The following is a 24,887-nucleotide window of genomic DNA, read 5'->3' on the forward strand; positions in this document are numbered from 1 at the left end:
ATAGCAATTACCGCGCCCGGTTACATCAGCGGAGTCAGAATAATGCAGTTCGCTAAAATGCATGGTTTGGGCAATGATTTTATGGTTGTCGATGCCGTTACGCAAAATGTCTATTTTTCGCCTGAGCTGATTCGGCGTCTGTCGGATCGCCATCGCGGGGTGGGGTTTGATCAACTGCTGGTGGTCGAACCGCCCTACGATCCTGAGCTGGATTTTCACTACCGCATTTTCAATGCGGATGGCAGTGAAGTGGCCCAGTGCGGTAACGGCGCGCGCTGTTTCGCCCGTTTCGTGCGTATCAAAGGGCTGACCAACAAGCGCGATATTGCGGTGAGTACCCATACCGGGCGCATGGTGCTCAGCGTCACGGATGATGAGCTGGTGCGGGTGAACATGGGCGAGCCGGATTTTGAACCGCAGCGCGTGCCGTTTCGGGCCGCCAAGGCGGAGAAAACCTACATTCTGCGCGCCAACGATCATACGGTGCTGTGCGGCGTGGTCTCCATGGGCAACCCGCACTGCGTGATTCAGGTTGACGATGTTGATACGGCCAATGTGGAAACCTTAGGTCCGGTGCTGGAAAGCCACGAGCGTTTCCCTGAGCGCGTCAACGTCGGGTTTATGCAGATTGTCGATCGCAGCCACATTCGCCTGCGGGTGTATGAGCGCGGTGCCGGTGAAACGCAGGCCTGCGGCAGCGGCGCCTGTGCCGCCGTGGTGGTGGGCATTCAGCAAGGGTTATTGGCGGATGAAGTTCGCGTCTCGTTGCTGGGGGGCGATCTGGATATCCATTGGAAAGGGGTCGGGCATCCGCTTTATATGACCGGTCCTGCCACCCATGTTTATGATGGATTTATTCATTTATGAAGCAGGTCGAGGAACAGGCAGAACGCCAGAACGCACTGAGTGACGAACTGATTTTGCAGTTCCTGCAACAGAACCCTGATTTCTTTATCCGCAATGCGCGGCAGGTCGAGCAAATGCACATCCCGCACCCGGTGCGGGGGACCGTCTCCCTGGTGGAATGGCAGTTGGCGCGTCAGCGGAACCACATCGCGCAGTTGGAAGAAGAGATCACCTTGTTGATGGAGCAGGCGCGCGGCAACGAAGTGTTGTTCCGTCATCTGCTGGAGTTACAGACCGATTTGTCAGCGGCTACTGGCCTGCATGACTTGCTTGAACGCCTACAGCGCTGGGCGCGCCAACAAGGGTTGGTTGGCGCGGATATCCGCCTGTTCAGTGACAAATGGCGCATCAGCGCGCCTTCGCGTTTTACCCACCTGGCGCTGTCGCGTTCATTGTTCGAACCGCTGCGCATACAGCGCCTGCGTGACAATAACCACTATCTGGGCAGCCTGAACGGGCCGGAGTTGCTGTTACTGCTACCGCAGGCGCGGCAGGTGGGTTCCGTGGCGCTGTCGCTGCTGGGAAAACACGACTCACTGGGCGTGGTGATTTTCAGCAGTCGCGACAGCCATCACTATCAAGACGGCATGGGCACCGTGCTGCTGCAACATCTGGCCAACTTGCTGCCGGATATGCTGGCGCGCTGGGTTGAACGGGTATGAGCGACCCCGCGCTGCCCTCGCCACTGCTGACCTCGGTCGCCGCGTTTTTACGTTATTTGAAAGCGGAACGCCAGCTTAGCCCACTGACGCAGGAAAATTACTGCCGCCAACTGGGTGCCATTGCCGCCATGCTCGATGAAATGGGCATTACCGACTGGCGCACGCTGGATGCGGCGGGGGTACGCTCAGTGGCCGCGCGCAGCAAACGCGGCGGGTTGCAAGCGGCAAGTCTGGCGCTGCGTCTTTCGGCACTGCGCAGTTTTCTTGATTGGCAGGTGGCGCAAGGGGCGTTAACCGCCAACCCGGCGCGCGGTATTTCTGCGCCCAAAGCGGGTCGGCATCTGCCGAAAAACATGGATGTGGATGAAGTGAATCGCCTGTTGGAGATCGATCTCAACGATCCGCTGGCGGTGCGCGATCGCGCCATGCTGGAAGTGATGTACGGCGCTGGCTTGCGTTTAGCCGAACTGGTCGGCATGGAATGTCGTCACGTTGATTTGGACGGCGGCGAAGTGTGGGTAGTCGGTAAGGGCAGCAAAGAGCGTAAGCTGCCGCTGGGTCGTACCGCTGTGCACTGGCTGCGCGAGTGGCTGGAACGGCGTGAGCTGTTTGGCCCGGAAGATGACGCCATCTTCATTACGCGGCAGGGGAAGCGCATTTCGATGCGCAACGTGCAAAAGCGCTTTGCCGAATGGGGTATCAAGCAGGGGCTGAACAGCCACGTTCATCCACATAAGCTACGTCACTCTTTTGCCACCCATATGCTGGAATCGAGCGGTGACCTGCGCGCGGTGCAGGAACTGCTGGGGCATGCCAATCTTTCGACCACGCAAATCTATACCCATTTGGATTTTCAGCATTTGGCGACGGTGTACGATGCCGCACACCCGCGTGCCAAACGAGGGAAGACATGATGCACTTTTACCGTCCACTGGCACCGATAGCCGCCATGACGTTTGATTTAGACGATACGCTGTACGATAACCGTGACGTGATTCGGCGCACGCAACAGGAGTCGGTGCGTTTCCTGCAAGCGTTTCACCCTGCTCTGAGTGCGGTGCAGTCCAGCGATTTGCAGCGCATCCGCGAAGCGCTGCGCGAGCAGGAGCCAGAGATATACCATGATGTCACAGAGTGGCGTCGCCGGGCAGTAGAGCAATTGCTGCGTGAGGCGGGGCTGGATGCAGCGACGGCCAGTAGCGGTGCAGCGCAGGCGATGGCGAACTTTGCCCACTGGCGCAGCCAGATTACGCCTTCGCAAGAAACCCATGATACGTTGCACGCCTTGTCCCAGCGCTGGCCGCTGGTGGCTATCACTAATGGCAATGCCGATCCCAGCCGCTTCGGGCTGGATCGCTACTTTCAGTTTATCCTGCGCGCGGGGCCGGATGGTCGCGCCAAGCCCTTTGGTGATATGTATCATCGAGCGGCGCAGGCGCTGGGCGTGGAACCGGTGCAGATTTTGCACGTGGGTGACGACTTGACCACCGACGTGGCAGGCGCAGTGCGTAATGGCTTGCAAGCGTGCTGGATTAACCTGCATGAAGGCAACCTGATGCAGATTGAAGATGCACGGTTGTTGCCGCATGTGGAAATTTCCCGGTTGGCATTGCTCACAACGCTGCTATAATTCTGCTAATTTAGCTGTATAAATCACCAGTGAAGTAAGTGCCCCTGGGGTTACTGCTTGTCTGTTAACGGATGACTGTACCGATGGACGTTTCTGAACTTCTTGATGGCCTGAACAATAAACAGCGCGATGTGGTTGCCGCGCCGCGTGGGAATCTTCTGGTACTGGCGGGTGCCGGAAGCGGAAAAACGCGGGTGCTGGTGCACCGTATCGCCTGGTTGACGTCCGTTGAGCAGTGTTCGCCCTATTCCATTATGGCGGTGACGTTCACCAATAAGGCGGCGGCGGAGATGCGTCACCGCATCGAGCATTTGATCGGCACCAGTCAGGGCGGCATGTGGATCGGCACCTTCCACGGTCTGGCGCACCGTCTGCTGCGCGCGCACCATCTTGATGCCGGTCTGCCGCAGGATTTTCAGATTCTGGACAGCGAAGATCAGCTGCGTCTGCTCAAGCGCCTGATTCGGGCGCTGAATCTGGATGAGAAACAGTGGCCTGCACGCCAGGCGATGTGGTACATCAACGGCAAGAAAGACGAAGGACTACGCCCGCAGCATATCGAAAGCTATGGCAATCCCGTCGAGCAGACCTGGCTCAAAGTGTATCAGGCCTATCAGGAAGCGTGCGATCGCGCCGGGCTGGTCGATTTTGCCGAACTGCTGCTGCGCGCCCACGAACTGTGGCTGAACAAACCCCATATCCTCAGCCACTACCGCGAACGCTTCACCAATATTCTGGTGGACGAATTTCAGGATACCAACCGTATTCAGTACGCCTGGATCCGCATGCTGGCTGGCGACAGCGCCAGCGTGATGATCGTCGGTGATGACGATCAGTCAATTTATGGCTGGCGCGGGGCGCAGGTGGAAAACATCCAGCTGTTTTTAAATGACTTCCCCAAAGCCGAAACCATTCGTCTGGAACAGAACTATCGCTCTACCGGCAATATTCTTACCGCGGCCAATGCGTTGATTGCGCACAACGGCGGGCGCTTGGGTAAAAACCTGTGGACGGACGATGCGCAGGGGGATCCCATCTCCCTGTACTGCGCGTTTAACGAGCTGGATGAAGCGCGTTTTGTGGTTAATCGCATCAAGGTGTGGCAAGAAAATGGCGGTGCACTCAAGGAAAACGCCATCCTGTATCGCAGCAACGCCCAATCGCGCGTGCTGGAAGAGGCCTTGTTGCAACAGAGCATGCCGTACCGGATTTATGGTGGTATGCGCTTCTTCGAACGTCAGGAAATCAAAGACGCGCTCGCCTATTTGCGCCTGATTGCCAACCGCAATGATGATGCGGCGTTTGAGCGCGTGGTGAATACCCCAACGCGCGGCATCGGCGATCGCACCTTGGACGTGGTGCGCCAGACTGCGCGCGATCGGCAGGTGACGCTGTGGCAATCCTGCCGGGCACTGTTGCAAGAGAAAGCGCTGGCAGGGCGTGCCGCCTCTGCATTGCAGCGCTTCCTGGAACTGGTGGAGGCACTGGCCTATGAAACGGCCGATTTGCCGCTGCACGTGCAAACCGATCGTGCTATCAAAGATTCCGGCCTGTGGCAGATGTACGAGCAGGAAAACGGTGAGAAAGGGCAAGCGCGGGTAGAAAACCTGGAGGAACTGGTGACGGCAACGCGCCAGTTCAGCTATCAGGAAGAGGATATGGACCTGATGCCGTTGCAGGCCTTTCTCTCTCACGCCGCATTGGAAGCGGGTGAAGGGCAGGCTGATGCTTATCAGGATGCGGTGCAACTGATGACGCTGCACTCCGCTAAAGGGCTGGAGTTTCCGCAGGTGTTTATCGTTGGCATGGAAGAAGGCATGTTCCCGAGCCAGATGTCGCTGGATGAGGGCGGGCGTCTCGAAGAAGAGCGCCGTTTGGCCTATGTCGGCGTGACGCGTGCCATGCAGAAGCTCACCCTGACCTACGCCGAAAGCCGGCGCTTATACGGCAAAGAAACCTATCATCGCCCATCGCGTTTTGTCGGTGAACTGCCTGTCGAGTGCGTGGAGGAAGTGCGCCTGCGTGCCAGCGTGTCTCGTCCGGTCAATCACCAGCGCTTGGGTACGCCGATTAGCCAAAGTGACAGCGGCTATGCGTTAGGCCAGCGGGTGCGCCACGACAAATTTGGCGAAGGGACCATCATCAATCTGGAAGGCAGCGGTGAGCATGCTCGCTTGCAGGTGGCATTTCAGGGGCAAGGTATCAAGTGGCTGGTCGCCGCCTATGCGCGGTTGGAGACGGTATAACACAGGCATCAATACTGTCGCATTGCACGGAAAAGGAGAGCACCGGGATGACGTTAGACGAGATAATCACTGCGCTGCGTGGCAAGAAATGGATAGACCTGACGCACAGCGTAACAGAATCTATTCCTATCTTTAGCGCGTTTCCCGGCGTGCAGCGTAACACGCTGTATACGGTTGAGCAGGATGGCTTTTTTGCCCAACAGCTCACCTTTGTGACCCAGACCGGTACGCACATCGATGCGCCTGCGCATTTTTCTCTGGGTAAACGCTGTCTGGAGGGGCTTGACAACAAAGCGTTGCTGCTGCCGCTGCGCGTGATCCACAAGCAGGAAGCGGTGGCACTGGATGCAGACTACCGTCTCAGCGTGCAGGACATTGTGGATTTTGAGCAACAATACGGTCAGATCCCGGCGGGATGTTTTGTGGCATTCGCCAGCGGTTGGAGCACGCGCTGGCCGGATACGCAGGCCTTTGCCAACAACGATGCCGATGGCAATAGCCACACGCCGGGCTGGTCCATTGAGGCATTGCGTTTTCTGTTTGAGCAGCGCCAGATAGCTGCCGTCGGCCATGAAACGCTGGACACCGACGCCGCTGTGGATTTTCGTCGCAACAATGGGCTGATTGGCGAATTCTATGTGCTCGATCGCGATGCCTGGCAGGTCGAGGTGATGAACAATCTGGATCAGGTGCCTGCGGTGGGTGCATATCTTCAGGTCAGCTTTCCCAATTTTGCCGGTGCGCCGGGCTTTCCGGTACGGGCGATTGCCTATCTGCCTGACGATGAGCGCTAAACGGCATTAAGGCGGCGCGGGAAAATCACCTCCGCCGCTCGTGCTTATCGTTCGACGCAGAATTGAACAATTCGTGCATCTTTTAACTGTCACAGTTTAAAAGTTGACAGCCTTTTTCATCTCGGCGTAACATGCGCCCATCATTATTCCCGGAGGACCCCGCCTTGGACACACCCAGTCGATACTGGCTCATTAATCAATTGATTACTAACCATTCCTAAGGCTTCCCGCTGTTATATCGGTAGCCCTGGTGGTTATCGGTGATGTTGTATCCCTCCGTCATCAAATTGAGTCAGCACCGTCGGTTCGAAACCTGTTGGTGCCCTGTCATCACCGTTTCTGTGCTTCATCGCGTCCGTCTTTCTCTGTTACCGCACTAGGAGCACATGGCCTATGCTGAGCGCATTTAAACTGGATAACTGCCGTTTATCCCGTCTGGAACTGGACGACACCGATGATATCGCCGCCTCCGTGTGGGTGGATTTGGTCGAGCCTGAAGATGAAGAGCGTGAGCTGGTGCAAAACCGGTTGGGGCAGAGCCTGGCAACGCGCCCTGAACTGGAAGATATCGAAGCATCGGCTCGTTTCTTCGAAGACGAAGACGGCCTGCATATCCACTCCTTTTTCTTCTTCGAAGACGCGGACGATCACGCTGGAAACTCCACCGTGGCATTCACCATTCGCGACGGGCGTTTGTATACGCTGCGTGAGCGCGAGTTACCGGCCTTTCGTCTGTACCGGATGCGCGCGCGCAACCAGACGCTGGTGGACGGTAACGCCTACGAACTGCTGCTCGATCTGTTTGAAACCAAGATTGAACAGCTGGCTGATGAAATTGAAAACATCTACAGCGATCTGGAATCGTTGAGCCGCGTGATCATGGAAGGGCGTCAGGGTGAAGAGTACGACGAGGCGCTGTCGACGCTGGCGGAATTAGAAGACGTGGGTTGGAAGGTGCGCCTGTGTTTGATGGATACCCAGCGTGCGTTGAATTTCCTGGTGCGCCGCGCGCGCTTGCCGAGTGGGCAATTGGAGCAGGCGCGTGAGATCCTGCGCGATATCGAATCCCTGTTGCCGCACAATGAATCCCTGTTTCAGAAGGTCAACTTCCTGATGCAGGCGGCGATGGGCTTTATCAATATCGAGCAGAGCCGCATTATCAAGATCTTCTCGGTGGTATCCGTGGTGTTCCTGCCACCGACGCTGGTGGCGTCCAGCTACGGCATGAACTTTGAGTTTATGCCGGAACTGCACTGGTCGTTTGGTTATCCGGGGGCCATCGTGCTGATGATCCTGGCTGGATTGGCACCGTACCTCTACTTCAAGCGCAAAAACTGGCTGTAACAATATCCCTATGCTTCCCGGCGCAAGCCGGGAACGCGCTCATTTTCGGCTTCTATACCCCAAATAATTCGAGTTGCATGAACGAGTGCAGCCAACGCACAGGCAGCTTGAAGTATGACGGGTATACGATCATTTCCATATTCATGAGTCCCCCTTCTGTTTAGAATGAAACCTCTACAGGTTTTGTCATATCAGGTTGTCGCTATGGGAAGGGTTTCGCCCTTGGCGCAGTGGGGAGTGCTGCTGGTTGCTTCTCTGCTGCTGGGGTTGGTATTGCAGTGGTTCCATGTTCCGGCTGCGTTTCTGTTAGGGCCGATGATGGTTGGCGTCGTCATGGGGTTGAAAGGGGCGACGATCCGCATGCCTCCCGCTTATTTTTGGGCCGCCAATGCCATCCTTGGCTGTCTGGTGGCGCAAAGCCTCTCCCTCTCTATTTTGAGTCCGCTGTTGCAGGAATGGCCGTTAGTGTTGGGCATTCTGGTAGCGACCCTTGCCGCCAGCGGTTTTTCTGGCTGGTTACTGGTCAAATTCAGCGCCTTACCCGGCACCACCGGGGCCTGGGGCGCGTCACCCGGCGGAGCCTCGGCCATGGTCGCCATGTCGAGCGAATTTGGTGCCGATGTACGTCTGGTGGCGTTTATGCAATACCTGCGCGTGCTGATGGTGACGGCTGCCGCCGCGTTTGTGGCGCGCTTGAGCCTGGGTGAAACGGCAGCACATAACACCGCCGCACTGATCTGGTTTCCGGCGCTCGACTGGCGTTTTTTTGCCACGCTCGGCGTGGCATGTTGCGGCGTGCTGTTGGGGCGCTGGCTGCGCCTGCCGTCCGGCGCGCTGCTGGGGCCGATGATCCTCGGGGCCGCGCTGCACTCTACCGGCACGCTGATGCTGCAAACGCCGGAGTGGATACTGGCCTTGGCCTATGCGTTTATCGGTTGGAGTGTCGGCTTAAGCTTTACCCGCCCGATCTTCCTGCTGGCAATCCGCACCTTGCCGCATATGATGGCCTCGATCGTCGGTCTGATGGTGCTGTGCGGAGGGATGGCTTACGGGGTAACGCTGTTGCTGCCGGTGGATATTCTTACCGCCTATCTGGCGACCAGCCCCGGCGGGCTGGACTCCATTGCCGTCATTGCGGCGGGCAGCAACGTCGATATGGCCTTCGTGATTGCGATGCAAACCCTGCGGCTGTTTTCGACGCTGCTGTTCAGCCCGGTACTGTCACGCTACATCTCACGCCACACGGCGCTGAACGCGACGTAATTTATGCTGGGCGATGAGGGCATCAATGATAAACAGCGCCAGCGCCGCCCAGATAAAACCGAATGCGACCATTTTGTCGCTGCCGAGCGGTTCGCCATATAACGTCACGGCGATAATAAACATCAGCGTCGGGCCGAGGTACTGAAAGAACCCGAGCGTGGACAGGCGCATTCTCATTGCAGCGGCGGTGAAAAACAGCAGCGGTACGGTGGTCACGATGCCTGCGCTCACCAACAGCAGGTTGAGCGTCGTACTGTTATTACCAAGGTGGCTGCTCGGTGTGTCGGCGATAAAAAACAGATAGATAATTGCCGCAGGCAGCAGCCACAGGGTTTCAATCAGCATGCCGGTCTGGCCGTCTACGCCGAGTTTCTTGCGCAATAGGCCATAGATAGCGAAGCTAAAGGCCAGCGCCAGAGCAATCACCGGTACCGAGCCAAACTGCCAAAGCTGAATCAGCACGCCGCTGAACGCCAACAATACCGCACACCATTGCAGGCGGCGAAAACGCTCACCGAGAAAAATCATTCCCAGCATCACGTTAACCAGTGGGTTGATAAAATAGCCCAGGCTGGCTTCCAGAATATGATTGTGGTTTACCGCCCAAATGTAGAGCAGCCAGTTGCCGCCCACCAGCACGGCGGTCAGCGCCAGCAGCATCAGCGTTTTGGGTGACCCCATAACGTGCTGTACCTGACGCCATTTGCGGCTGACGCTCACCAAAACCAGCATGAAGAGAAACGACCAGATAATCCGGTGCGTAAGGATTTCTGTGGCAGGCACCGCGCCAATCAGCTTGAAGTAGACGGGTGCGATGCCCCAAATGAAATAGGCGCCAAGAGCGAATAATACACCCTGGCGTGATTGCTGTTCATTCATGTGGAAGGCTTACTCAACGGACTGAAGAGGGAGTACTGTACGCGAAACCGCAGTGACTTTCATCTTCTCGTCCCGTTTTGGTGCTTCGTTTGGGTAAATTCGGATTATCCGTTTTTTTATATCGTTACCGTGCGAATAGTTCGCCGTTATCCGACGATATAAGTGGCGGTAGCGGTGGCGATATGTACCTGTGATTCGTTGTGCAACTCGGCGCGTGCCACAGCGATTTTATTGCCGCCACGCAGCAGCGTGCTGGTCAGGGTAAAGTGCTCGCCGCGGCCCGGACGCAAATAGTCCACGCGCAGATCGATAGTGCCCATGCGTGCCAGCCGCTGATGAAATTCCTGAGCGCTGATGCTGGGGTGGCGTAACAGAGCGCTGCCGACACAGACCAGTCCGGCCGCCACATCCAGACCGGCGGCGATCACACCGCCGTGGAGAATTTTTTGCAGCGCATTGCCGACCAATCGCTCCTGACGATCGAACACCAGAATGGCATGGTCGGCCTCAAACTCACGCAGCTCGAGCCCCAGTTCCCGATTGAACGGCATCTGGTAGATGAAGATATCGCTGACGCGTTGGCGCACGCTCTCCTGCGGCAACATCGCATCAGGGGGAAGCGTGTCATCCTGCTGTACAAGCGGTAGTGACATAGCGAGCGGCCCTCAATAAAGATCGGAACAGAGAATAAGGATAGTGTAACGTTAATTTTTTGTTTATTTTGTGAGGTGTTTTTGTTTCTTTTCAGAAAAGCATGAATAACTAGGAAGTGGATGATTCAAGTACAGATTATGAAGCTAGAATAATAACGAGCGTGTCTATCATTTTTCCTTACTTTCATGTTGGTCGGAGATACCGTATGCGCAAAATTGCGGGCGTAGTGGCGCTCTTGTTGGCGGCACAAGTTCAGGCAGAAGAAGCAAAGGTTCAGGTTGTACACGACAGGCCCGCAGTGCGTGGCAGCATTATTGCCAATTTGCTGCAAGACCATGATAACCCTTTTATCCTTTATCCTTACGAAAGCAACTACCTGCTTTATACCTACACCACCAACATCAACAAGCAGGCGATCAGCAGTTACGACTGGGCTAACGAGGCGCGCAAAGATGAAGTGAATTTCCAGCTTAGTCTGGCCTTTCCCATCTGGCGTGGCATCATGGGCGACAATTCGCTGTTGGGGGTCTCTTATACCCAGCAATCCTGGTGGCAGATGTCGAATGCCGATGAATCCTCTCCGTTTCGTGAAACCAACTATGAACCACAGATATTTCTTGGCTGGGCGACCGACTACAGTCTGGGCGGATGGACATTGCGCGATGTGGAAGTGGGGCTGAATCACCAATCCAACGGTAAAGCGGATCCAACCTCGCGCAGTTGGGATCGCGCCTATATGCGCCTGATGGCGCAAAACGGCAACTGGAAGGTGGATCTCAAACCCTGGTTCCTGATCCCCGACCGCAAGGATGACAACCCGGATATCACCAAGTATCTGGGGTATTATCGGGTGCGTGTCGGCTACGTCTGGGGCGACAGCATTTTCAGCGTCGCAGGGCATTACAACTGGAACAGCGGTTACGGCAATGCTGAGCTGGGGTGGAGCTATCCGATAACCAAGCATGTACGCTTCTATACCAAGGTGTTTAGCGGCTACGGCGAATCGATGATCGACTACAACCACAGGCAGACACGCTACGGCGTGGGGGTGATGTTGAACGATATCTTTTGAGGCGCGTTTTCAGAAAAAATAATTCTCGTGGTCAAAAGATTGCAGTTTTTATCACAGGCGCTGAAAATAGCGCCTGTTTGATTTTATCGACCACGGGTCGATGTGGCGCAAAGGGGATCGGGGAACGCGTGTCTACGGCGGAAGTGTTAAATAAGGAAGCGTTAGCGGCTCAGGTTCTACGCGATACGTTCGGTTATCAGCAATTCCGTCCCGGTCAGGATGCGGTCATTCAGGCTGCCGTCAACGGTCAGGATTGTCTGGTGATTATGCCGACCGGGGGCGGGAAATCGCTGTGCTACCAGATCCCTGCATTGGTGCTGGATGGCCTGACGCTGGTGGTGTCTCCGCTGATCTCTTTGATGAAAGACCAGGTGGATCAGCTTCTTGCCTACGGCGTGAGTGCCGCCTGTCTGAACTCGACCCAAACCCGTGAACAGCAGTGGGACGTGATGACCCGCTGTCGCAGCGGCGAGATCAAGTTGCTGTATATTGCGCCGGAGCGTTTAACCACGGACAGCTTCTTTGACCAACTTGTCCAGTGGAATCCGGCACTGATTGCCATCGATGAAGCGCACTGTATCTCCCAGTGGGGACATGATTTCCGCCCGGAATACCGCGCCCTTGGGCAAATCAAGCAGCGTTTCCCCACGCTGCCAGTGGTTGCCTTGACGGCCACCGCCGACGACGCTACGCGCAGTGATATCGTGCGCCTGCTCGATCTGCGCGAACCGCATATTCATCTGAGCAGCTTCGACAGGCCCAATATCCGCTACACGCTGGTGGAAAAATTCAAACCGCTCGATCAACTGTGGATGTTTGTGCAGGGTCAGCGCGGTAAAAGCGGCATTATTTATTGCAACAGCCGGGCGAAGGTGGAAGACATCAGCGCCCGTTTGCAAAACCGTGGTCTCAGCGTGGCGGCCTATCATGCCGGGCTGGACAACGAACGGCGCGCTCAGGTGCAGGAAGCGTTCCTGCGTGACGATTTGCAAGTGGTGGTGGCTACCGTCGCTTTCGGAATGGGTATCAACAAACCCAACGTGCGCTTTGTGGTGCACTTTGATATTCCGCGCACTATCGAATCCTATTATCAGGAGACCGGACGCGCCGGGCGTGATGGCCTACCTGCGGAAGCCGCGCTGTTTTACGATCCGGCGGATATGGCGTGGTTGCGCCGCTGCCTTGAGGAAAAACCGCCGGGCGCGCAGCAAGAGATTGAGCGACACAAGTTGAACGCGATGGGTGCGTTCGCAGAGGCGCAAACCTGCCGCCGTCTGGTGCTGCTCAATTATTTTGGCGAAGGGCGGCATGTCCCCTGCGGCAACTGTGACATCTGCCTCGATCCACCTAAGCGTTATGATGGGCTGGTGGATGCGCAAAAGGCGCTCTCCTGCGTGTATCGCGTGGGGCAACGCTTTGGCCTGGGCTATGTGGTAGAGGTGCTGCGCGGGGCCAATAACCAGCGTATTCGCGAATGGGGACACGACAAGCTGCCGGTGTATGGCATTGGTCGTGAGCAATCCCATGAGCATTGGGTCAGCGTGCTGCGCCAACTGATTCACCTGGGGTTCCTCACGCAAAATATTGCATTGCACTCGGCGGTGCAGCTTACCGAATCGGCTCGTCCAGTGTTGCGCGGTGAGATTCCTTTGCAGTTGGCGGTGCCGCGCGTGATCAACTTGAAACCCAAGGCGAACCAAAAATCGTATACCGGGCTTTACGATCGCAAATTGTTTGCCAAACTGCGCAAATTACGCAAAGCCATTGCTGATGAGGGCGATATCCCGCCTTACGTGGTATTCAGTGATGCCACGCTGCTGGAAATGGCCGATCGCTTGCCGGTGACCGCAAGCGAATTGCTGACGATTAACGGCGTCGGGCAGCGTAAACTGGAGCGATTCGGTACGCCATTTATGTCGCTGATCCGTGAGCATCTAGACGATGATGACGACGTACGCTGATCGGGTTTGAATTTCGTGACTCTGTAGTAACAAAGGAAAATATTATGATGTTGTTTTTGACCGTGGCGATGGTGCATTTCGTGGCGTTGATGAGCCCGGGACCGGATTTCTTTTTTGTTTCCCAGACGGCGGCAAGCCGCTCGCGCAAAGAAGCCATGATGGGCGTGCTGGGGATCTCTCTCGGCGTGATGGTGTGGGCTGCGATTGCGTTGATGGGTTTGCACCTGTTACTGCAAAAAATGGCGTGGTTGCACGATGTCATCACCATTGGCGGCGGATTGTATCTGTGCTGGATGGGGTGGAACATGTTGCGCGCGGCGCGCCGCAAAGGGGAACAGCAAACGGTTGAAACGGTAGAACTGCCTTCAAAAGGGAAAACCTTTATGCGTGGTCTGCTGACCAATCTTGCCAACCCGAAAGCGCTGATCTATTTCGGCAGCGTGTTCTCTCTGTTTGTGGGAGACAGCGTTGGTACCGGTGCGCGCTGGGGGCTGTTTGCGTTGATCTCACTGGAAACGCTGCTGTGGTTTAGCCTGGTAGCACTGGTATTCGCTCTGCCTGCGATGCGTCGCGGCTATCAGCGTTTGGCAAAATGGATCGATGGTCTGGCTGGGGTGCTGTTTACCGGCTTTGGGCTACATCTGATTATTTCGCGCTAAGCGAGTGGCGTAGCCCTCTCGCTGTTTTATCCTCGCCGCCGTTGGCGGCGAGTCACTGATCACACCTTACGCGCCGTTGCCAGTAGCGCGCCAACCAGCATAAACAACGAGCCAAACAGCCGGTTAAGCAGGCGAATTTGGCGCGGTCCTTTCAGCCATACCGCAATGCGAGTGGCGAGCGTGGCGTAGCCTATCATCACCACAATATCGACCGCCACGGTGGTCACCCCCAAAATCAGATACTGAGCGACTTGCGGCTGGTGTGGCACGATAAACTGCGGGAACAGCGCTGCCAGAAAAACGATGCTTTTCGGGTTGGTGAGGTTGACCAGAACGGCGCGACGAAACAGCTGGCGGCGTGGCAGGGTGCCCGCCAGCGCATGCAGATCGAGTGAACCTGCCGCGCGCCACTGCTGGATGCCGAGCCAGATCAGATAAGCAGCACCAAGCCACTTCAGAATGTCAAAAGCCAGCAGCGATTGCGACAGCAGCGCGCCAAGACCGATACCCACTAATACGATATGGATAGCCAGCCCGACTTGCAGCCCGGCGATAGACGCCGCCGCCCCGCGATAGCCGTGGCTGATGGCGGTGCTCATGGTGTTGATAGCCCCCGACCCCGGAGAAAGGCTGAGAATAAGCGTTGTGAGTAGATAGGTTAACCACCAGTCGAGGGTCATAGCTGCTTCCTGATTGCAGGTTGTTGCGTTGGCATTGTTTGCGATCGCATGCAACGGATGCGGTATTGTTTGCCGATGCGTTACGTGGTTAAACATTGCGGTCGAATGTGCCACAATACGCCATTGCTGATTGTTGTGCCAGCGATCACAAAACTCTCTTGTGGACCCTGCGTTGCAGGTGTTTAGCGCGGTGCCGTGCATCAAGGAGAAACGCGATGTCACCCGAAATTTCCGGCCTTTTATTCAGAGAAAACCAGTTTTCTGCCTTTGTCACCGGCACGCTGTTGGATTTCTGGCGTCAGCGTGAGGAGGGTGAATTTCCCGGCGTTGACAATGTGCCGATCCGTTTTGTGCGCTTTACCTCTGCACAGCACTCGCGTTTGGTGGTGGTGTTCCCCGGTCGCATTGAAAGCTATGTAAAGTATGGTGAAGTCGCCTACGATTTGTTCCAGGCAGGCTATGATGTGCTGATCATGGATCATCGCGGTCAGGGGCGCTCCGGGCGGATGCTGGAAGACGGCAATCGTGGCCATGTGGTACGCTTTGGCGACTATGTAGACGACGTCGAGCAATTCTGGTTGCACCAGGTGGATGCGGTGAAAACCGCCGATCCCTTGCGCTATCAGCGCTGCTTTGCACTCGCCCACTCAATGGGCGGCGCGATCCTGGGGCATTTTTTGGCCCGTCGGCCGGACGCATTCGATGCCGTGGTGCTGTGTGCACCCATGTGTGGCATTAAATTGCCGATGCCGGGCTGGCTGGCCTCACGCATTGTTGCCTGGGCAGAACTGCATCCGCGCATTCGCGATTATTACGCTATCGGCACCGGGCAATGGCGTCCGCTGCCCTATTTGATCAACGTGTTAACGCACAGCCGTGAGCGTTACCGTCGCAGCGTGCGTGCCTATGCCGACGAACCCGCCCTGCGCGTTGGCGGCCCGACCTATCATTGGATGCGGGAATCGATGGCTGCCGGGCGCGAGCTGATTGCATTGGCGGCGCACATTACCACGCCCTTGCTGTTGCTTCAGGCGCAGGAAGATATCGTGGTGGATAATCACAGTCAGGATGCCTTTTGTCAGGCGTTGGCTGAGGCCGGACACCCCTGCGCTGGCGGTGCTCCGGTGGTGATTGCGGGTGCCCGCCATGAACTGTTATTCGAAGAAGATGGGATTCGGGCACAGGTGTTTACCCATATTCTCAATCATTTTGCACAATATCCGTAAATGTTGCGGCCGACGCCGCGCCATGTCCCTTAGAGGTGAGAGTTCACTGTTATGTATCACGTCGTTGCTTCCGATTTAGATGGCACGCTGCTGTCGCCAGACCACACGCTGTCTCCGTTCGCCAAAGAAACCCTGAAACTGCTGACTGCACAGGGCATCCACTTTGTGTTTGCTACCGGGCGGCATCATCTGGATGTGGCACAGATTCGTGACGGGTTGGGCATCAGTGCCTTTATGATTACCTCTAACGGCGCGCGCGTGCACAACACGCAGGGCGAGCTGATCTTCAGCCACAATCTGGATCAGGATATTGCGCACGATCTCTACGGCATGGTGTACCGCAACCCGGAGATGCTGACGCACGTCTACCGCGATGATGAATGGTTTATGAGTCGCTCCCGTCCGGAAGAGGAACGCTTTTTTCAGGAGTCGGTGTTCAAATACAAGCTGTTTGAACCGGGTCTGCTCGGCACTGACGGCGTAAGCAAAGTGTTCTTTACCTGTGACAGCCATGAGAAGCTGCTGCCGCTGGAAGAGGCGATCAATGCGCGCTGGGGCGATCGGGTTAACGTGAGCTTTTCCACGCTGAGCTGTCTGGAAGTGATGGCCGGCGGCGTATCCAAAGGTCATGCGTTGGAACACGTGGCGAAACTGATGGGGCATACCCTGACATCGTGCATTGCGTTTGGCGATGGGATGAATGATTTTGAAATGCTGTCGATGGCCGGTAAAGGGTGCATTATGCGCAACGCGCATCAGCGTCTGAAAGATTTACTGCCGCAGTTGGAGGTCATTGGCAGCAACGCAGACGATGCGGTGGCGCACGAGTTGCGCCGTTTGTTTCTCTCTGTGGTGTAACGGTGTTGCTGGCGGCCAAGGCCGCCAGCAGACAGAAGGCGCTCGCGATTAGGCGCGTTTCTCCATTTCTGCCTTATGTTTCTTCTCATTGATCATGGTGATAAACAGCAGTACCACCGCCATGACGCTGCCGCCGATCATCACCATAAAGCCGCCGTCCCAACCGAAGAAGTCAACGGTATAACCGACGATGGCGCTGGCCGCAACGGAGCCGCCGAGGTAACCGAACAGACCGGTAAAGCCCGCCGCCGTGCCCGCCGCTTTTTTCGGTGCCAGTTCCAGCGCGTGCAGGCCGATCAGCATAACAGGGCCGTAGATCAGGAAGCCGATAACAATCATGCAGGCCATATCGACGCCTGGATTGCCCGCCGGGTTCAGCCAGTAAACCACGGTCGCGATGGTGACCAGCGTCATAAAGAATACCCCGGTGGCACCACGGTTGCCTTTGAACACCTTGTCAGACATCCAACCGCACAGCAGCGTGCCGGGGATCCCCGCATATTCGTACAGGAAGTACGCCCAGGAGGACTTGTCCAGCGCGAAGTGCTTCACTTCTCTCAGGTAGGTCGGCGACCAGTCGAGAATACCGTAACGCAGCAGGTAGACGAACACGTTGGCAATCGCGATATACCACAGCAGCTTGTTCGGGAACACATACTGCATGAAGATCTCTTTTGCCGTCAGTTCCTTCTCTGAGGTTTCGGTGTAATCCACCGGGTAGTCATTTTTATACTCTTCAATCGGGGGCAGGCCGCAGGATTGCGGGGTGTCGCGCATCATCACGAAGGCAAACACCGCAATCAGGATCGCACCAAACGCCGGCATGTAGAGTGCCGCTCTCCAGTCATGGAACCAGGCCATCCCCAGCAGGAACAGCAGCGGCGGGATCCCGCCACCCACGTTATGGGCACAGTTCCAGACCGAAACAATACCGCCGCGCTCTTTCTGCGACCACCAGTGCACCATGGTACGTCCGCACGGCGGCCACCCCATGCCCTGGAACCAGCCGCACAGGAACAGCAGTACAAACATGACGGCGATGCTCGACGTTGCCCAAGGCACAAAGCCCATAAACAGCATCACTGCCGCCGCCAGAATCAACCCTGCGGGCAAGAATACGCGCGGGTTGGAACGGTCGGAGATGGAGCCCATGATAAATTTGGAAAAACCATAGGCGATAGAAATCCCTGATAACGCAAAGCCAAGGTCGCCGCGAGAGAACCCCTGTTCAATCAGGTACGGCATGGCTAATGCGAAGTTTTTTCTGACCAGATAGTAAGCGGCATAACCGAAAAAGATCCCAAAAAAAATCTGCCAGCGCAGACGACGGTATAACGGATCGACCCGATCGTCGCTCACTCTGGGCTGGTGCTGGGCGGGCTTAAAAATACTCAGCATAACGTTCTCCAATACGCTTAAAAGCGATAATTATTTTGTGCTAAATCGCGCGTATGGTAGCGAAATGGCGCAGGGTTTCAATGTGAGCCACCGCTAAAATGTTACATTTTTATGACGGTCGTGCAATTATTGTGCTTTGCTTAACAAAATGCTCCCCTATAGACCTCATATTGGTGTGACTTTTATCGCGAAACGATTACATATCCGGTTCGTTATTTTCGTTTTTTGCTCGAATTTGCTCTTTATCAATCATTTTTTTCCTTTTCTGTGTCTGAATACCCTTAATGAAGATCCGGAAAGGTGACACCATCATGGAAAACAGCACGGCCTACCGCGAAACCGACGTTATCGTGATTGGCGGCGGCGCGACGGGCGCGGGAACCTTGCGCGACCTGGCACTCAGGGGACTGCGTTGCCTGTTGCTGGAGCGCTTTGACATTGCGACAGGCGCAACCGGTCGTAACCACGGGTTGTTGCACAGCGGTTCGCGCTATGCGGTAACCGACAGTGAATCCGCGCGCGAATGCATTGAAGAAAACCAGATTTTACGCCGTATCGCCCGCCACTGCGTGGAGCCAACCGACGGCCTGTTCCTGACGCTGCCCGAAGACGATCTGGCCTATCAATCCCAGTTTATCGCGGCCTGTCAGCAGGCGGGTATCAATGCGCAGGCGATTGATCCGCAAGAAGCGCTGCGCCTTGAACCTGCTGCCAACCCGCAGCTTATTGGCGCGGTACGCGTGCCGGACGGCACCGTTGATCCATTTCGCCTTACCACCGCCAATATGGTCGATGCCTGCGAACACGGGGCGGAAGTATTGACCTATCACGAAGTGCTGGGACTGATACGTCAGGGCGATCGTGTTACCGGTGTGCGCGTTTTCGACCATAAACAACAACGCACTCTCGATCTCTATGCGCAAGTGGTGATCAACGCCGCTGGCATCTGGGGACAGCGCATTGCCGAATATGCGGATCTGCGCGTGCGCATGTTCCCTGCCAAAGGCGCACTGCTGATTTTGGGCCACCGTATCAACAATATGGTGATTAACCGCTGCCGTAAGCCTGCCGATGCCGACATTTTGGTGCCGGGTGACACCATTTCACTGATCGGCACCACCTCAACCCGCGTGGACTATGACCAGATAGACAACATGTCCGTCACGCCGCAAGAAGTAGAGATCCTGATGCGTGAAGGGGCGAAACTGGCTCCGGCGATGGCGCAGACGCGTATTTTACGCGCCTATGCGGGCGTGCGCCCGCTTGTCGCCAGCGATGACGATCCGAGCGGGCGCAGCGTGAGTCGCGGTATCGTGCTGCTTGACCATGCCAGCCGCGACGGGCTGGAAGGATTTGTCACCATTACCGGCGGCAAGTTGATGACGTACCGCCTGATGGCGGAGTGGGTCACCGACAAGGTGTGTGAAAAGCTGGGGCACAGCGCACGCTGCACCACGGCGGAACGGCCACTGCCCGGCTCCGCCAACGCGTCTACTGAGCAACCGGCCGCCGCAACCTCAGGTACGCGCGCGTTTTCTGCGCCGCTGCGCGGCTCCGCGATTTACCGTCATGGCGACCGTGCCGCGCGCGTGCTGTCCGGCGAGTATGCCGACAGCAGTCTGGTGTGTGAATGCGAAGCGGTGACCGCGGGTGAAGTTCGCTATGCGGTGGAAGCGCTCAAGGTCAACAACCTGATCGATCTGCGGCGGCGTACCCGCATCGGGATGGGGACTTGTCAGGGCGAGCTCTGCGCGTGCCGTGCCGCCGGATTGCTGTGCAGGCTGGGGCAATCGACACCGCCGCAGGCGTTGGCGCAGTTGAGTCAGTTTTTAAACGAGCGCTGGAAAGGCGTTCGCCCCATTGCATGGGGTAACGCACTGCGTGAAAGCGAATTCACCAGTTGGGTGTATCAGGGCTTGTGTGGGCTGAGTATTGAGGATCAGCAGGAGGAACAACATGCGGTATGACGTCGTCATTATCGGTGGCGGGTTAGCCGGGCTCACCTGCGGTATTCGTTTGGCGGAGCAAGGAAAACATTGCGCCATTGTCAGTTCAGGGCAAAGCGCCCTGCATTTTTCTTCGGGATCGCTGGATCTGTTGTCCTTTTTGCCGGATGGCGAGCCGGTTCATCATCCGCTTGAGGCGCTGTCAGCGCTGGCAAGTCAGGCTCCCGAGCATCCCTATTCCCTGATGGGCGAAGCCGCCGTACGCCGTTGGGTGCCAGAAGCAGAAGCCTTGCTGACGCGCTGTGGCGCGACCATGACGGGCAGCCATCAGCAGAACCATCTGCGCTTGACGCCGCTCGGCAAATATCGCCCGTGCTGGCTGAGTCCGCCGGAAATTGTCACGCGTGAGCAGGGCAAACCGCTGGCGTGGCGCGCCCCGCTGATTGTGGGCATAGACGGTTTTCTGGATTTCCAGGCCTCTATCGTGGCAGATGCGCTGCAAGCGCAGGGCATTGCGGCAAAGAGTGCCGATTTACGCCTGCCCGCGTTGGATCGTCTGCGCGGTAACCCCAGCGAATTCCGTGCGGTAAATATCGCTCGCGTGCTGGATTTGCCGGAAAACGCCAGCGCATTGCTGGCGGAGTTGACGCGGCTGAGCGCACAGCACGATGCCGTCATTTTGCCTGCTTGCCTGGGATTGGATACGCCGGATGCCGTGGCGATGCTGCAAAATGCCTTGGGCAAACCCGTAGGTCTGCTGCCAACGCTCCCGCCGTCGTTACCGGGCGTGCGCTTGCATCAGGCGATGGTACGCCGTTTTCGCCAATTGGGCGGTATGGTGATGCCGGGCGATAAAGTCGAGCGTGCCGTGCTGGGAGCAACAGAAAAGGCGCTCTATACCCGTAATCACGTCGATATTCCGCTGCGGGCTCAGCAGGTGGTGCTTGCCAGCGGCAGCTTCTTTAACAACGGGCTGGTGGCAGAGTTTGATCGGGTTGTGGAGCCGGTATTTGGTCTTGATGTGCACTATGCCGCAGATCGTAGCGACTGGAGTCGGGAGCAGGTGCTGGCACCTCAGCCGTATCGCCTGTTCGGTGTTAAAACCGACGAGACGCTGCGCCCGCATATCAACGGCGTGACGGTGCCTGGCGTCTATGCGATTGGCGCGGTATTGGCCGGTTTTGACCCTCTGGCGCAGGGCTGTGGCGCGGGGGTATCTTTATTAAGCGCGTTGTCGGTTGCCGATACGTTGCTGCAAGGGGAGGTCGCATGAGCCTGCTCAATGACACCAGCTTTGATAACTGTATCAAGTGTACGGTGTGCACCACGTACTGCCCGGTTTCCCGGGTGAATCCCCTTTACCCGGGGCCGAAGCAGGCTGGGCCGGACGGCGAACGTCTGCGTCTGAAAGATCCGGCGCTGTATGACGAGGCGCTGAAATATTGCACCAACTGCAAACGCTGCGAAGTGGCCTGCCCGTCGGATGTAAAAATTGGCGATATCATTCAGCGCGCCAAAGCACGCTATAACCCGCATCGTCCTTCACTGCGTGACACCATCCTCAGTCATACCGACCTGATGGGCACCGTATCTACGCCCTTTGCGCCATTGGTGAACGCGGCGACCGGGCTGAAACCGGTGCGCCAGTTGCTGGATAAAGCGCTGAAAATTGACCACCGACGTCAGCTGCCTAAATACTCGTTCGGCACTTTCCGCCGTTGGTATCGTCAACAAGCTGAAGCGCAAAAACAGTTTAGCGAGCAAATCGCGTATTTCCACGGCTGCTACGTTAACTACAACCATCCGCAGTTGGGCAAAGACCTGATCCGCGTATTCAATGCGATGGGGATTGGCGTGCAATTGCTGGAAAAAGAGAAGTGCTGCGGCGTGCCGCTGATTGCTAACGGTTTTCATGCCAAGGCCAGAAAGCAGGCGCAGCAAAACGTGGGCTATCTGGAAGGCGCGGTACAGGGTAAAAATCTCACCGTGGTGGCGACGTCATCAAGCTGTACGGCGACGCTGCGTGACGAATACCCGCATTTGCTGGGGGTTGATAACCATGCGGTGCGCGATAGCATCACGCTGGTGACGCGTGAGCTGTATCGCCTGTTAGAGCAAGGCAAAACGCTGCCGCTTAATCCGCTGCCGCTGCGCGTGGCGTATCACACGCCGTGCCATATGGAGAAAATGGGCTGGACTTCCTACACGCTGGATTTACTGCGCCGTATTCCTGGATTGGAGCTGGTGGTGCTGGAGTCCCAGTGCTGCGGTATCGCCGGAACCTACGGTTTTAAAAAGGAAAACTACACCACCTCGCAGGGGATTGGCGCGCCGCTGTTCCGCCAGATAGAGGAGAGTGGGGTGGATATGGTGGTCACTGACTGCGAAACCTGCAAATGGCAGGTTGAGATGTCGACCAGTAAACCTTGTGAGCACCCGATCACGTTATTAGCACGTGCGTTGGTGACGGAAAAATAATCCTTTACAGACGCGAATGATAATGATTATTATTGTCATGCGTTCCAGAGAGACTCGCGCATCGCTTTTCATGCGCTGACCGTCTCGCTGTGAAGGCACGACATTGCTCACATTGCTTCCAGTGTTTATTTAGCCAGCTCGGGTGCTGGCTTTTTTTTTGCCATATCAGAATCATGATTGCCCAAAAAATTATTTTTAAGGATATTCTTGTCTGGCATGAAGCACTCGCAGAATTTCTATCTGCAACTCGTCAATAGTGTAAACAACAAGGTAATTGGGATGAACGACGATTTCCCGTGTACCAGGAACTCTGCCGGAGCGATAGAGGTAGGGATGTTGAGAGAGGTTTTCAGTGACATGCACGATTTGCTGATGTAACTTGCTGCTGGCAACGGTGTTGTGTTGTTCGATGTAATCAATAATTTCTGCTAGATCGTAGAGTGCTGACGCTTTCCATTTAACCCATTGCACGCTTTCCCCTCAATGCGCGTTTTTCTTCCAGCAACTTATCTAACGTTGCCATGGCTTCATCATGTGGAATCCCGGGACGCGGGTCGTCTAGTGCTGCCTGCACTTTTGTACGAAACCAACTGTCGTAGCTGTCTGCCTGTTCCTGTGTTTCAAACTCGGACACAATAGGGGACAATTTGGTTACCATAGCGATAGGCTCCTTATCCTGCTGATGTTTTAACCAGTATAGCTTGTTCCATTATCCAGACCAAGCCGAGATAGGGCCGAATAGCAAGTCTGCGCGTCGCCTCGCCTATTCTTAATCGGTTGGTGTGCTCCCCCCACCTCTTTTAAATTTTTTGAACTGAGCGATGAGTTTTTTGCGCTTTCTTATTCGCCGCCTCCCGGTAGACTTAACATAACGACAACATTTGTGGAGGCGATATGATTTATTTACGACAGGCTGAGGCGCGTGGTCATGCGAACCACGGTTGGCTGGATAGCTGGCACAGTTTCTCCTTCGCAGACTATTACGATCCCAACTTTATGGGGTTCTCTGCGTTACGCGTGATCAACGAAGACTGCATTGAAGGCGGACAAGGGTTTGGCACCCACCCGCACAAAGACATGGAAATTCTGACCTATGTGCTGTCCGGCAAGGTGGAGCATCAGGACAGCATGGGAAACAAGGAGCAGATTCCGGCGGGTGAGTTTCAGATCATGAGCGCAGGCACCGGGATCCGCCATTCGGAATACAACGCCAGTCAGAATGAACTGCTGCATTTGTATCAGATCTGGATCATTCCGGAAAAAGCGGGCATCACGCCGCGTTACGAACAACGACGCTTCGACGCACCGCAGGGACGTCAGCTGGTGTTGTCACCGGATGCGCGTGACGGTTCGCTGAAGGTGTATCAGGACATGACGCTGTCGCGTTGGGCGCTGAAAGCGCAAGAGCAGTCGGAGTATCAGGTGCCAGCAGGCCGTCGCGTGTGGGTTCAGGTGGTACGGGGCGAGGTGGAAATCAACGGTCAGGCGGCAGGCGAGAGCGATGCGTTGGCGATATGGGACGAAGCAACCCTCTCGATTCACGCCACGCAACAGAGTGAAATCTTGCTGTTCGATCTGCCGCCGGTGTAACGGATAACGGTGCGTACCGGTGACGCACCGTTTTTTGTCCTTCTCAGGGGGCCTCTGCGGGAAGCAGCGTGCAGAGCGCCGCGCTGTCGGTCAATACCGTATCGACATCTTCATAGGATTGTGGGGTGACCACGCTTTTCTCTTCGTGCCAGGTATAGAGCGGCACGCCAGGGTCGTCGTGACTTTCCTGCAACACGTAACGTTGCAGTTTGATCGGTTGTGCGTCGGTTAAATCCTCTCCCACTTTCTCGGCGGTGATTAACCGCAACCCTTGCGGGTAGCGCACCAGTTGAAAATCGAAAATTTTCTGCCGCGATGCCGCAATACGATAATCAAACCAGATAAACGCGTCGCTGTTGGGAAGGGGCACCAGCGAGTAACCGTCCGGGGTTTTGATGTAAAAACTCAAGCCGCGGTTGGGGTGCGAGGTGTTGTTTTCGAAGGTGGCTAGCACCGCGAAATCCGCTGAGGTCGGGTGTGCCAGCGCCAGATTATTCACACCCTGTTGCAGCGGCACCAGACTCAGACCGATGGGGCTCGAGCCCGCCGCACTCGGACTAGCAGCTATCGTCATACCGCTGTAAAACAGCAGCGCGGCGAGGATGCGCCGAGCGTTGGTAAGCAAAAACATAGCGGTGATT

The 24,887-nt window shown here is 56.2% G+C and carries 24 protein-coding genes; 17 read left to right on the forward strand and 7 right to left on the reverse strand.

Annotated features, from left to right (window positions below; all coding sequences use genetic code 11):
* Positions 1-42: 42 nt before the first annotated feature.
* The 8 genes from dapF (at position 43) to J5067_RS19945 (ending at position 8,845) form a co-directional block, all read left to right on the forward strand.
* Positions 43-867 carry a diaminopimelate epimerase gene (gene dapF, locus J5067_RS19910; protein ID WP_264651847.1) on the forward strand — a complete coding sequence of 275 codons (825 nt, stop codon included), beginning with the start codon at positions 43-45 and terminating at the stop codon, positions 865-867.
* Entirely contained in the window at positions 864-1,568 is a 705-nt protein-coding gene (locus tag J5067_RS19915) for a DUF484 domain-containing protein (RefSeq protein WP_264645572.1), read from the forward strand. Before dapF ends, J5067_RS19915 begins: the two co-directional genes overlap by 4 nt.
* Positions 1,565-2,482, forward strand: a complete 918-nt coding sequence (gene xerC / locus J5067_RS19920) for a tyrosine recombinase XerC (RefSeq protein ID WP_264645573.1) — start codon at positions 1,565-1,567, stop codon at positions 2,480-2,482. Before J5067_RS19915 ends, xerC begins: the two co-directional genes overlap by 4 nt.
* Positions 2,482-3,198 (forward strand): 5-amino-6-(5-phospho-D-ribitylamino)uracil phosphatase YigB, encoded by a 717-nt coding sequence (gene yigB / locus J5067_RS19925; protein WP_264651922.1) that lies wholly within the window; start codon positions 2,482-2,484, stop codon positions 3,196-3,198. The genes xerC and yigB overlap by 1 nt, the downstream gene beginning before the upstream one ends.
* A gap of 83 nt (positions 3,199-3,281) precedes the next feature.
* Entirely contained in the window at positions 3,282-5,444 is a 2,163-nt protein-coding gene (uvrD, locus tag J5067_RS19930; RefSeq protein WP_264645574.1) for a DNA helicase II, read from the forward strand.
* 47 nt (positions 5,445-5,491) lie between these two features.
* Entirely contained in the window at positions 5,492-6,238 is a 747-nt protein-coding gene (locus J5067_RS19935) for a cyclase family protein (RefSeq protein WP_264651848.1), read from the forward strand.
* A gap of 393 nt (positions 6,239-6,631) precedes the next feature.
* Positions 6,632-7,582 carry a magnesium/cobalt transporter CorA gene (gene corA / locus J5067_RS19940; RefSeq protein WP_195314450.1) on the forward strand — a complete coding sequence of 317 codons (951 nt, stop codon included), beginning with the start codon at positions 6,632-6,634 and terminating at the stop codon, positions 7,580-7,582.
* A 204-nt stretch (positions 7,583-7,786) separates the two neighbouring features.
* Positions 7,787-8,845: an AbrB family transcriptional regulator gene (locus J5067_RS19945; protein ID WP_264645576.1), complete on the forward strand. Its 1,059-nt coding sequence runs from the start codon at positions 7,787-7,789 to the stop codon at positions 8,843-8,845.
* Here the strand turns inward: J5067_RS19945 and rarD are convergent.
* Positions 8,816-9,724 (reverse strand): EamA family transporter RarD, encoded by a 909-nt coding sequence (gene rarD / locus J5067_RS19950; RefSeq protein WP_264645577.1) that lies wholly within the window; start codon positions 9,722-9,724, stop codon positions 8,816-8,818. The genes J5067_RS19945 and rarD overlap by 30 nt on opposite strands.
* A gap of 146 nt (positions 9,725-9,870) precedes the next feature.
* On the reverse strand, positions 9,871-10,377 hold the full coding sequence (locus J5067_RS19955; RefSeq protein WP_319801691.1) for a thioesterase family protein: 507 nt from the start codon (positions 10,375-10,377) through the stop codon (positions 9,871-9,873).
* Positions 10,378-10,583: 206 nt separating this feature from the next.
* Here J5067_RS19955 and pldA point away from each other — a divergent pair, with 206 nt between their 5' ends.
* The 3 genes from pldA to rhtC all read left to right on the forward strand — a co-directional run bounded on the left by pldA (position 10,584) and on the right by rhtC (position 14,070).
* The gene (pldA, locus tag J5067_RS19960; protein WP_264651849.1) at positions 10,584-11,450 is read left to right on the forward strand and encodes a phospholipase A; all 867 of its coding nucleotides are present in this window, start codon (positions 10,584-10,586) and stop codon (positions 11,448-11,450) included.
* Positions 11,451-11,578: 128 nt separating this feature from the next.
* Entirely contained in the window at positions 11,579-13,411 is a 1,833-nt protein-coding gene (gene recQ, locus J5067_RS19965; protein WP_264651850.1) for an ATP-dependent DNA helicase RecQ, read from the forward strand.
* A gap of 41 nt (positions 13,412-13,452) precedes the next feature.
* A complete protein-coding gene (gene rhtC, locus J5067_RS19970) occupies positions 13,453-14,070 on the forward strand; it encodes a threonine export protein RhtC (protein WP_264645727.1) in 618 nt (205 codons plus the stop codon).
* A gap of 59 nt (positions 14,071-14,129) precedes the next feature.
* Here rhtC and rhtB read toward each other — a convergent pair whose 3' ends face one another.
* Positions 14,130-14,750 carry a homoserine/homoserine lactone efflux protein gene (gene rhtB, locus J5067_RS19975; RefSeq protein ID WP_222158854.1) on the reverse strand — a complete coding sequence of 207 codons (621 nt, stop codon included), beginning with the start codon at positions 14,748-14,750 and terminating at the stop codon, positions 14,130-14,132.
* A 215-nt stretch (positions 14,751-14,965) separates the two neighbouring features.
* Here rhtB and pldB point away from each other — a divergent pair, with 215 nt between their 5' ends.
* A complete protein-coding gene (gene pldB / locus J5067_RS19980; protein ID WP_264651851.1) occupies positions 14,966-15,976 on the forward strand; it encodes a lysophospholipase L2 in 1,011 nt (336 codons plus the stop codon).
* Between the two features lie 51 nt (positions 15,977-16,027).
* Positions 16,028-16,834, forward strand: a complete 807-nt coding sequence (gene yigL, locus J5067_RS19985; RefSeq protein WP_264651852.1) for a sugar/pyridoxal phosphate phosphatase YigL — start codon at positions 16,028-16,030, stop codon at positions 16,832-16,834.
* A gap of 48 nt (positions 16,835-16,882) precedes the next feature.
* Here the strand turns inward: yigL and glpT are convergent, their stop codons facing one another.
* Positions 16,883-18,232: a glycerol-3-phosphate transporter gene (gene glpT, locus J5067_RS19990; RefSeq protein ID WP_264645582.1), complete on the reverse strand. Its 1,350-nt coding sequence runs from the start codon at positions 18,230-18,232 to the stop codon at positions 16,883-16,885.
* Positions 18,233-18,543: 311 nt separating this feature from the next.
* Between glpT and glpA the strand changes: the two genes are divergently transcribed.
* The 3 genes from glpA to glpC are packed head-to-tail and all read left to right on the forward strand — an operon-like array spanning position 18,544 to position 22,656.
* Entirely contained in the window at positions 18,544-20,199 is a 1,656-nt protein-coding gene (glpA, locus tag J5067_RS19995; protein ID WP_264651853.1) for an anaerobic glycerol-3-phosphate dehydrogenase subunit A, read from the forward strand.
* Entirely contained in the window at positions 20,189-21,451 is a 1,263-nt protein-coding gene (gene glpB / locus J5067_RS20000) for a glycerol-3-phosphate dehydrogenase subunit GlpB (protein WP_264651854.1), read from the forward strand. Before glpA ends, glpB begins: the two co-directional genes overlap by 11 nt.
* Positions 21,448-22,656: an anaerobic glycerol-3-phosphate dehydrogenase subunit GlpC gene (gene glpC, locus J5067_RS20005; RefSeq protein WP_264651855.1), complete on the forward strand. Its 1,209-nt coding sequence runs from the start codon at positions 21,448-21,450 to the stop codon at positions 22,654-22,656. Before glpB ends, glpC begins: the two co-directional genes overlap by 4 nt.
* Positions 22,657-22,851: 195 nt before the next feature.
* Here glpC and J5067_RS20010 read toward each other — a convergent pair whose 3' ends face one another.
* Both J5067_RS20010 and J5067_RS20015 read right to left on the reverse strand, forming a co-directional pair.
* Complete coding sequence (locus J5067_RS20010; protein ID WP_264651856.1) at positions 22,852-23,127, reverse strand: type II toxin-antitoxin system RelE/ParE family toxin; 276 nt, start codon at positions 23,125-23,127, stop codon at positions 22,852-22,854.
* The gene (locus J5067_RS20015) at positions 23,114-23,314 is read right to left on the reverse strand and encodes a stability determinant (protein ID WP_264651857.1); all 201 of its coding nucleotides are present in this window, start codon (positions 23,312-23,314) and stop codon (positions 23,114-23,116) included. Before J5067_RS20015 ends, J5067_RS20010 begins: the two co-directional genes overlap by 14 nt.
* A 236-nt stretch (positions 23,315-23,550) precedes the next feature.
* Between J5067_RS20015 and J5067_RS20020 the strand changes: the two genes are divergently transcribed.
* Positions 23,551-24,246: a pirin family protein gene (locus tag J5067_RS20020; RefSeq protein WP_264651858.1), complete on the forward strand. Its 696-nt coding sequence runs from the start codon at positions 23,551-23,553 to the stop codon at positions 24,244-24,246.
* Between the two features lie 43 nt (positions 24,247-24,289).
* Here J5067_RS20020 and J5067_RS20025 read toward each other — a convergent pair whose 3' ends face one another.
* Positions 24,290-24,877: a CpmJ protein gene (locus tag J5067_RS20025; RefSeq protein ID WP_264651859.1), complete on the reverse strand. Its 588-nt coding sequence runs from the start codon at positions 24,875-24,877 to the stop codon at positions 24,290-24,292.
* Between the last annotated feature and the right edge of the window lie 10 nt (positions 24,878-24,887).

Origin of the sequence: Candidatus Symbiopectobacterium sp. NZEC151 (assembly GCF_025962655.1) — a bacterium.
GTDB lineage: Bacteria > Pseudomonadota > Gammaproteobacteria > Enterobacterales > Enterobacteriaceae > Symbiopectobacterium.